Source organism: Arthrobacter sp. H41, from assembly GCF_000520535.1.
In the GTDB taxonomy this organism is placed as follows: domain Bacteria; phylum Actinomycetota; class Actinomycetes; order Actinomycetales; family Micrococcaceae; genus Arthrobacter_D.
The window spans coordinates 14,345-23,283 of sequence record NZ_KI914796.1; the positions used below are offsets into that span (position 1 = coordinate 14,345).

An 8,939-nucleotide genomic window follows, 5' to 3' on the forward strand; every position below is an offset into this window, starting at 1 on the left:
CCGGACCGGGACGATCCGGGTGGGTTCGGGAGGGATCATGCTTCCCAACCACCAGCCTCTGGTGGTCGCCGAGCAGGTGGCCACCCTGGCGGCTCTCTATCCCGGACGTATCGATCTGGGCGTGGGACGCTCACTCGGTTTCACTCCTGCCGTCCGCGAGGCGCTGCGCAGCGGTAAGGAGGGTTCAAGCCGGTTCGAAGCCGATGTGCTTGAGCTGCTTGCCTACCTGTCGGGCTCGGCAGCCGTCACCGCCCGTCCCGAGGACCGCTCCTCGACGCCGGTGTTCGTCCTTGCGACCGGCACGGGAGTCGAGATCGCCGCGCGGGCCGGGCTCGGCGTCGTCCTTGGCGGACCGGCGCTCTCCCAACGGCGTTCCGACGGAAAGATTCCGGTGATCGAGCAGTACCGCTCGCAGTTCCGGCCGTCGGCGTGGCGGGACGAACCGTTCGTGATGGTCTCGACGAACGTTGCCGTCGCCGGCACCAGCGACGCCGCACTGGAGCAACTGCTACCTGAAGCGCGAGCCATGGCTATTGCGAGGACCAGGGGTGCCTTCCCACCCCTGGAGCCGATGGGGTCCGCGGAATACGCTTCTGCCTCGGGCCGGGAGAAGAAGCTGATGGACGACTTTCTCGCCACCTCGATCCACGGCACTGTTCAGCAGGTCGAAAGGAGGCTGGCGCAACTGATGGCTGACACCGGAGCCGATGAGCTGCTTGTCAGCGGCGGAGCTTTCGATGGCGAAGCCCAGGGCGCATCGGACAAGCTTCTCACCACCCTGCTTCAGTAGCGGGCGGGGCGAGAGTGGAGGAGTGCTAGAATAGAGAGACTTGCCTGTGCACATGCCGGTTTCCACCGGTCGACGATGCACGGCATGCGTCGATGAACACTTTCTTTTGTCCCGCACATGCTCCTCTTCGAGCGCGGTGGACACTGTCTGACTTTTCTTCGGCGAACCCCTGTGCCAACCGGCGCCGGGGAAGATGAGAAGAAAGTTCGTGCTAACTACATGACTACTTTTGCTGCCCTCGGTGTGCCCAAAGCGCTGGTCGAAAACCTCTCCGCTCAGGGAATCACCGAACCATTTCCCATTCAGGTGAAAAGCCTTCCTGACACCCTTGCCGGACGCGACGTCCTGGGCCGGGGCCGGACCGGTTCCGGCAAGACCCTCGCGTTCGCCCTGCCCATGGTGGCACGGCTGGCCGAGCAGGAAGCGGCCTACCGCCGCAAGCCGGGACGCCCGCTGGCCCTGGTGCTCGCTCCCACCCGCGAGCTCGCCACCCAGATCAACAACACCATCGAGCCCCTGGCCAACGTGCTCGGGCTCAACACGACGGTCATCTACGGCGGCGTGTCCCAGCAGCGCCAGGAGAAGGCACTGCGCGCAGGCGTCGATATCGTCATCGCCTGCCCCGGCCGCCTTGAAGACCTGATGCGCCAGAAGCTGATCTCACTCGAATCGGTCGAGATCACGGTGCTGGACGAGGCCGACCACATGGCCGATCTCGGCTTCCTCCCGGTGGTCAAGAAGCTCATGGACACCACCCCAGCCGAAGGGCAGCGGCTGCTGTTCTCCGCGACGCTGGACAACGGCGTGGACAAGCTCGTCAACCGTTACCTGACCAAGCCGGTGACCCACTCCGTGGACGACCCCCAGGCTGCGGTGACCACCATGGAGCACCACGTCCTGCTCATCGGTGACCAGACGCAGAAGAAGCAGCTGATCGTCCAGCTGGCATCGGGGACCGGCCGCCGCCTGCTGTTCATGCGCACCAAGCACCACGCACGGAAGCTGGCCAAGACCCTGACCGACGCCGGGATCCCCGCCGTCGACCTCCACGGCAACCTTTCACAGAACGCCCGTGACCGGAACCTGGCCGAATTCTCCAGCGGGGACGTGCGTGTCCTGGTGGCGACGGATGTCGCCGCTCGCGGAGTCCACGTGGACGACGTCGAACTGGTGGTCCACGTGGACCCGCCCACGGAGCACAAGGCCTACCTGCACCGCTCAGGGCGTACCGCGCGCGCCGGTTCCTCTGGAACCGTCGTCACGATCACGCTTCCCGAGCAGAAGTCCGAGGTCCAGAAGCTGATGCGCGCAGCGGGCGTCGACGTCGCCTTCGAGAACGTCAAGGCGACCTCACCACTGGTGGGCAAGCTCATCGGTGACGTCGCCGAGAAGATCGATCCGCGCACTCGTGCTGCGCTGCTCGCACAGCGCGAGGTCCAGCGGGGCGACGGCAGCTCGACCGGAGCCAACGCCGAGCGCAAGCGTGCACGCCGTGGAACCGCAGCGCCGGCGCCGGGAGGCCGCGGAGGCCGCGGTGGTCGTGGCCGCGTAGCTACCGAATCGCCCTCGGGCAACCGCTCCGAGCGCCGCAAGGACCAGCCACAGGCTCCGCGCTTCGGCTCCGACACCAACGGTGGAACCGGCAGCAGCCGCCGTCGGCCATCCGAGGCGGGCGCCTCCTCCGAGAACGGCGCAGCCCGCACCCGCAGGCCGGCGACGGGCCAGCGCGCCGGTGATGTCGCTCCAAGGCGTCCCGCTGCAGCAGGCAGCGGCCAGGCACCCGGCGGGCAGCGCTCCCATGGTGCGCCGTCGGCGGGCCGTTCGGATGCCGCGCGGCGTACCAGCGGGTCACGCCGTGCAACTGCACCGGCGTCGAACGACCGCCGCGCGCGCTAAACGCGAATGAAAGGCGCTCCTTCCCTCCGGGGAAGGAGCGCCTTTTTTCTTGTGCAGGAGGCCACTCCGCGGCTCCCTGGGGAAGAATGGGAGCCATGAACACACTCCTGAACGTGATCTGGCTCCTGTTCGGCGGAATCTGGCTGGCCCTCGGCTACTTCGCCGCGGGAATCCTCTGCTGCCTACTGATCGTCACCATTCCCTTCGGAATAGCCTCCTTCCGGATCGGCGCCTACGCTCTGTGGCCTTTCGGGCGTAGCGTGGTGGACCGCGGCGGCCGGACCTACGCCTTCTCGACGCTGGGGAACGTCCTCTGGATACTGGTTGCCGGCATCTGGATCGCCATCGGACATGTGGTCACTGCCATTCCGATGTTCCTCAGCATCATCGGCATCCCGCTGGGAATCGCCAACCTCAAGCTCATTCCGGTGTCGCTGATGCCGCTCGGCAAGGAGATCGTGCCCTCCTCGAGCGCGCGCATGGCCTACTACCGGTAGTACCCTTCCCGAAGGGGAACTGCGCTCATCCCGGCCGCAGGGGTGGCCCGTGGTTGCTTGCCGCTGAAGTGATCGGAGCTGTAGGGCGCACGGTGCAGGGCGCCGCAGTTCCCTCCGAGGTCGTCGATGAGCTCGTTCACCGCCTGGGAGACACAGTCACGTTCCCCTGCGGGAAGGGCCATCATCCCGTGGAGATAGGCATCGACCTCAGTTCCTCCGATCCCGCCGCCCATGTTCAGGTAGTGAAACCACACTTCGTCAACGGTCAAACCGGCGAAGGTCAGGGCGCCAAGGGTTTGTTCGTGCTGCATGTTCACTTCCCTGTCGAAGGGGCCATGGCGGGTTGCCGGCGAGGCCGCTGTTCCAAGGATGGGCTTCCGCCCTCAAGGCCTGATTGCAGGAAAGTTCTGTTTTCCCTCAAGATACTTGACATGCAGGCGCCCGGCCGGAAAAGTCCAGCCGGGCGCCTGCGTCATCTCAGGTCAGTCGCAACTCCCTTGAGGAGGATGGTCCTGGTACTTACCTCGTCAGGAATCCGCTCCGGCCCCGGAACTATCGGTGCGCGGCGACACCGCAGCGGACGACCCCGGGGTGGAGGAACCAGTCGAAGCGTTCCGCCCCGCGGGATTGGCGTTCTTGAGGGCATCGCCCAGCAGCGAAATGATGTCGAGGCCCGTGGTGTCCTTGATCATCTGCGTGGTCTGGTGGACGCCGCTCGACACATTCTTGCTGAGCTGGCTCGCGCCGTCGTTCGAGACCACTGTCATGTTCTTGATCGCGGACATCGGGGCTGCGACCTCGCGGGCCATGGCGGGAAGCACCTCGAGGACCTTGCTGAGGATGGCTGCCTGGTTGAACTTCTGGTACGCCTCGGCCTGAGCCGCGATACCGGCGGCCTCCGCCTTGCCCTTGGCCTCGGTGGAGACGGCCTCGGCGTTACCGCGCGAGCTGATGACCGCTGCATCGGCGCGGCCCTTCGCCTCATTGATGCCAGCTTCCGCGTTACCGCGTGCGGTGTTCGCCGCTGCGTCGGCCTCAGCGCCCACCCGGTCACCCTCGGCACTCAGTTTCCGCTTGGCGAGCTCGACCCGTGCTTCGATCTCGGTGGCCTCGGAGGCGCGCCGCCGTTCCTCGAGCTTCGCGTCGGCCTGCTGGATCAGCCGGTACTTCTCGGCGTCGGCCGGTTTGCGTACCTCGGTGTCGAGCTCCCGCTCGCGCAGTTCGGCACGACGCTGGGCCACCTGCTGCTCGCGGATGATCACCTGCTCGTTCTGCTCGGCCTGGGCAAGCGGGCCGGCGGCGTCGGCGCGTGCTTGCCGCGCGTCGGCCTCTTCCTTCAGTTCCGCCCTGCGGATGATCAGCTGCTGCTGTGCGAGCGCCACCTGCTCGTCGGAGATCGCGCGGGCCTGCTCGGACTCCTGGACCGAGCGTGCTTCGGCAATCTTCGCGTTCCGCTCCGCAAGCGCCGCTTCGGGCCGGCCGAGGTTCTTCAGGTAACCCGAGTCGTCGTCGACCGACTGGATCTGGAAGGTGTCGATTTCCAGGCCCTGGTTGTGCATGGAGTGTTCGGCTTCCTCCTTGACGCTCTTGGCGAAGGTGGCGCGATCGCGGATGATCGACTCGACGGTCAGGGTGCCCACGATCGAGCGCAGGGAGCCGGAGAGCGTCTCCTGCGTGTAGTGGTCGATGGCGTCCTGCTGGTTGAGGAAGCGCTGGGCGGCCTTGCGCACCGAGTCGGCGTCGCCCCCGACCTTCACCTGCGCCACGCCGGTGAGGTGCAGCTTGATGCCGTTGAGGGAGATGCCCTCGATCTTCAGCGAGACCTGGCGGGACGCGAGGGACAGGGGATAGGCCCGCTGCGAGAACGGGTTGATGAACACGCGCCCGAAGACCACGCGCTGGCTGTCGGGGTCCGGCTGACCCTTGCTGTCGCGCGACGAGATGATGAGCGCCTGGTCGGGGCTGGCGATATGGAGCGCCATTTTCGCGAGGACCGCGATGACGACGAGGAGGATGAGGAGAACAATTGCACCTATGACGAACGGTACGAAGGAAAAATTCACTACGACCCTTTCTACGGGCTTGCCGGGATGAACGAAACAACATCCGCGTGCGGATGCAGGCCTATCGATGTCACGCCGCGGTGAAACCCCCAAGTCTCCCGGTGTTGAAGTGCTGGCAAATTTTAGGGTGTGAGCCCCCGCAGGAAGGCTTCCATCAGTGGTCCGCCGGAGGTTGAACCCAGTTCTCCCTCCTCGACGAAGACGGCCACAGCGAGATCGCCCTGCAGCGCGACGATCCATGCGTGGGTGCGCGGTGGGTCCTCGCTGCCGAACTCGGCGGTACCGGTCTTCGCAAGCACGGGTTCCCCGGGGACGTCACCGAGGAGCTGCCCGCCTCCATCGGTGACGACGGCGCGCATCAGGGTGCGGAGCGTGTCCGCTTCCTCCGGCGTGAATGCGCTGGGAGCCGCGGCGTCGCCGGGCGTGCCTGGGCCTGCGGCGCCCGAGGACGACGGGGAGGGCGCCGGCGTGCCCGAAGCCGACGGCGGCTGCCCGGCGTCCTGCCCTTCCGCCAATAGCGTCGGGGTGACCCGCGAGCCGTTGCCGACGCTGGCGGTCATGGTGGCCAGCGCGAGCGGTGAGACCAGGACCTCGCCCTGGCCGATCATCGCCGCGGCGTGCGCGGTCCCCTCGGCCTCGGTGGGGACTGCGCCGAAGAAGGCAGGCAGACCGATGGCCGATTCCACGCCGATGCCCAGATCCGCTGCCGCTGCAGCGAGCTCCGGCTGGGACACGATGTCGCGGTTCGAGATGAAGCCGGTGTTGCAGGACTGCGCGAAGGTCTGGAGCAGCGGGATCGTTCCCACGAACTGCGCCGGATACGTGCTGGCATTCTTGAAGGTGCGGCCCTCGACGACGAGTTCGGCCGGGCACTCGGTCGGCGTCGCAGGGGTGAATCCCTCGCGGAGCAGGGCCAGGCTCGTGGCGACCTTGAAGGTGGAACCCGGCGGGTACTGGCCCAGGAGGGCGGTCTGCAGACCGTTACTGCCGGGGCCGTTCGCCACCGTGAGGATCTCGCCGGAGCTGGGACGAATGGCCACGATCGACGACGCCGAGGGCTCCTCGGCCAGGACCTGCTCGGCCAGGGCCTGCATCGCGGGATCCAGCGTGATGGCAAGCGGCGTGCCGGCCACGGGCGGCTTCTCGAAGAGCTGCCGGGGGCCCGCTCCATCGCCGGACACCGCGGTGATCTCGAGGCCGGGGGTTCCGGCGAGCTGGTCGTTGTGCTGCAGCTGGAGGCCGGACAATCCGGTGGTGTCCCCGGCGGTGAGGGTTCCGTCGGACTGCTCGATGAGTTCGGCGCTCGGTTCACCCACCGACCCGAGGAGTTCCCGCGCGAAGGTGCGGGTGGGCGCCAGGGCGAGGGTGTCGACCTGCACGAGGGCTCCGGGAATCGCCTCGATCTGCTCGTCGGTCACCGTCCGCGACGCGTCATCGCGGAGCACGATGGCCTCCACGAAGGCATCCGCACCCGAGGCGGCAACCTGTTCGGCATACGCGGCGGGATCGATTTCCAGGAGTTCCGCGAGGGCGGTGGCCGCCGCCGGCTGCTCCGCCTCCGGAAGCTGCATCTTGTCGATGCCCACCCGGACCACGGGCCGATCCGTCACGATGGCCTCGCCGTCAGCGGTCGTGATCCCGGCCCGCTCGGGCTGGATCTCGGCTTTTTCGAGGCGCTCGTCGACCCTCAGCTCCGGCACGAAGAGCGAGGGGTCCCACACCGCCTGCCATTCGTCCTCCGCGCGGGTGAGGTTCGCCGTCGTCGAATACGTCCAATCGGCGTCGGAGGCATCGACATCCCAGGTGTAGTCCAGCTGCGCCGTGGCGGCGTCGTCACCGGTGGATTCGACCGACGCCACAGTGACTTCCGGGGTGAGGGGGTCCAGCGCTTCGGTGATCGTGCCGAGGTCGGTGGTGACATCCTCGGCTTCGACGGTGGTGAAGGCGGACCCGGAGACGTCGAGCTTCGCCAGGCCGGCGGCGAGCTCCTGGGCTGCGTCCTCGGCCGTGGGTCCACTGTCGGTGCAGGCCGCCAGCGAGACGGCCAGGACGGCAGTGGTCAGGACGGCACTGAAACGGTGAAGGTTCCCCATCAGGCCATTATGGCCGATGGGGAACCTTCTGCTCCGCATACCGGCCAGCAGTTCGCCGGCCGGCCGGTGTTGCAGAGGGAGTGAACCGGTCAGCCGGCCGGCAAGCTGCCCGCGGCGGCACCGCTTCGGAGAGCAGCGGCGCGGTCCGCCTTGACGAGGTCGGCGCACCGCTCACCGATCATCATGGTGGTGATATTCGGATTGACGGTGGTGAGTTCCGGCATCACGGAGGCATCGGCCACGCGCAGCCCCCAAATGCCCTTCACGCGCAGCTGCGGATCAAGCGGTGACATCGGGTCGTCCAGCGATCCCATGCGTACGGTGCCCGCCGGGTGGTACACGGTGTTGTGGGTCCGCCGGATGTAGTCCTGGAGCTGCTCGTCGGTCTGGACGTCCTTGCCCGGGTACAGTTCCTCGCCCGCCCACTCGGCCATGGCAAGCTGCCCCACGATCTCGCGCGCCTTCCGGATGCCCGCGATCATCACGCGCATGTCGTGGGGATCGGTGAAGTACCGGGGATCCACCATGGGCTTGTCGCGGAAGTCCCTGCTGCGCAGTTTCACGTTGCCGCGGGACCGCGCGTGGGTGACGTTGGGGGTGAGGCAGAAACCGTTGTCCGTGGTGGGAAAGCCCTGCCGCAGGGTGTGCATGTCGAACGGCACGGACCCGTAGTGGAACATCAGGTCGGGGCGGTCGAGGCCCTCCTCGGTGGTGGTGAAGATGCCGATCTCCCACCACTGGGTGGAGGTCTCCGTCATCGGCTTCCTGGCCTCCCACTGGATCACTCCTTCCGGGTGGTCCTGCAGGTGTTCACCGACACCTGGCGAATCCACCCGCACGTCGACGCCACGCTCGGTGAGGTGCTCCGCCGGCCCGATCCCGGAGAGCATCAGCAGCTTCGGCGAGTCGATCGCTCCGGCGGAGACGATCACTTCGAGGCGCGCCGTCAGGGCGTGCGTCCGCCCGAACGCACCATCGACGACGTCGACGCCGGTGCACCGGTGATCGCCGTCGATCCGTAGCTCACGCGCCCGCAGGTCGGTCAGCAGCGTGAAGTTGGGGCGCTCCATTATCGGGTGGATGTAGGACACCGACGACGACGCCCGGGTGCCGTCCGCCTGCCGGTTGATCTGGAACAGACCGGCGCCGTTGAGAACGGTTTCTCCCGTGTTGAATCTGGCTCCCGGGATCCCGGCCTGCGCGCAGGCTTCGAGGAGGGCACGGCCTGACGGGTCATGCGCGGGGATGTTCATGAGGTGCACGGGCCCGCTGTCGCCGTGGTGCGGCGCGTCGGGACCGGCGTCCTCATTGGTCTCGAGCCGCTGGTACAGCTTGTAGGCGTTATCGGAGTTCCAGCCTGTCGCCCCGAACTCGCGCTCCCACTGGTCGATGTCCTCGCGCGGAGCCCAGAAGGCGATGCATGAGTTGTGGCTCGAGCAGCCGCCCATGACCTTGGCCCGGGCGTGGCGCATGAAGGAGTTGCCGTTCTCCTGCGGTTCGATGGGGTAGTCCCAGTCGTAGCCGGATTCCAGCAGTTCCATCCAGCGGTCCAGCCGCAGGATGACGTCGGAGCCACGGTCGTCGGGGCCCGCCTCGACCA

Annotated in this window: 7 protein-coding genes; 3 read left to right on the forward strand and 4 right to left on the reverse strand. The window is 67.1% G+C overall.

All coding sequences use genetic code 11. The annotated features are described in order from the left end of the window. From Y705_RS18825 to Y705_RS0109625, 3 genes are all read left to right on the forward strand, one after another. Window positions 1-790, forward strand: a 790-nt coding sequence (locus tag Y705_RS18825; protein WP_253908565.1) for an MsnO8 family LLM class oxidoreductase, incomplete at its 5' end; no start/stop codon positions are given. A gap of 219 nt (window positions 791-1,009) precedes the next feature. Then, window positions 1,010-2,686, forward strand: a complete 1,677-nt coding sequence (locus Y705_RS0109620) for a DEAD/DEAH box helicase (RefSeq protein WP_026532703.1) — start codon at window positions 1,010-1,012, stop codon at window positions 2,684-2,686. 95 nt (window positions 2,687-2,781) lie between these two features. Next, entirely contained in the window at window positions 2,782-3,183 is a 402-nt protein-coding gene (locus Y705_RS0109625; RefSeq protein WP_026532704.1) for a YccF domain-containing protein, read from the forward strand. On the opposite strand, the gene Y705_RS18830 is transcribed toward Y705_RS0109625, so the two are convergent. The 4 genes from Y705_RS18830 to Y705_RS18835 all read right to left on the reverse strand — a co-directional run. Further along, window positions 3,174-3,494: a hypothetical protein gene (locus Y705_RS18830; RefSeq protein WP_049822551.1), complete on the reverse strand. Its 321-nt coding sequence runs from the start codon at window positions 3,492-3,494 to the stop codon at window positions 3,174-3,176. The two genes, Y705_RS0109625 and Y705_RS18830, sit on opposite strands and share 10 nt — an antisense overlap. A 216-nt stretch (window positions 3,495-3,710) precedes the next feature. After that, complete coding sequence (locus Y705_RS0109635; RefSeq protein ID WP_049822552.1) at window positions 3,711-5,246, reverse strand: flotillin family protein; 1,536 nt, start codon at window positions 5,244-5,246, stop codon at window positions 3,711-3,713. Between the two features lie 122 nt (window positions 5,247-5,368). Next, on the reverse strand, window positions 5,369-7,339 hold the full coding sequence (locus tag Y705_RS0109640; protein ID WP_026532706.1) for a penicillin-binding transpeptidase domain-containing protein: 1,971 nt from the start codon (window positions 7,337-7,339) through the stop codon (window positions 5,369-5,371). Between the two features lie 89 nt (window positions 7,340-7,428). Further along, window positions 7,429-8,939 (reverse strand): GMC family oxidoreductase (locus Y705_RS18835; RefSeq protein WP_049822553.1); only part of this gene is annotated, 1,511 nt, incomplete at its 5' end.

Excerpts from the sequence above, each read along its gene's own strand:
- Y705_RS18830 (WP_049822551.1), bottom strand. The coding sequence starts at position 3,494 with ATGCAGCACGAACAAACCCTTGGCGCCCTGACCTTCGCCGGTTTGACC.
- Y705_RS0109640 (WP_026532706.1), bottom strand. The coding sequence starts at position 7,339 with ATGGGGAACCTTCACCGTTTCAGTGCCGTCCTGACCACTGCCGTCCTG.
- Y705_RS0109625 (WP_026532704.1), top strand. The coding sequence starts at position 2,782 with ATGAACACACTCCTGAACGTGATCTGGCTCCTGTTCGGCGGAATCTGG.
- Y705_RS0109620 (WP_026532703.1), top strand. The coding sequence starts at position 1,010 with ATGACTACTTTTGCTGCCCTCGGTGTGCCCAAAGCGCTGGTCGAAAAC.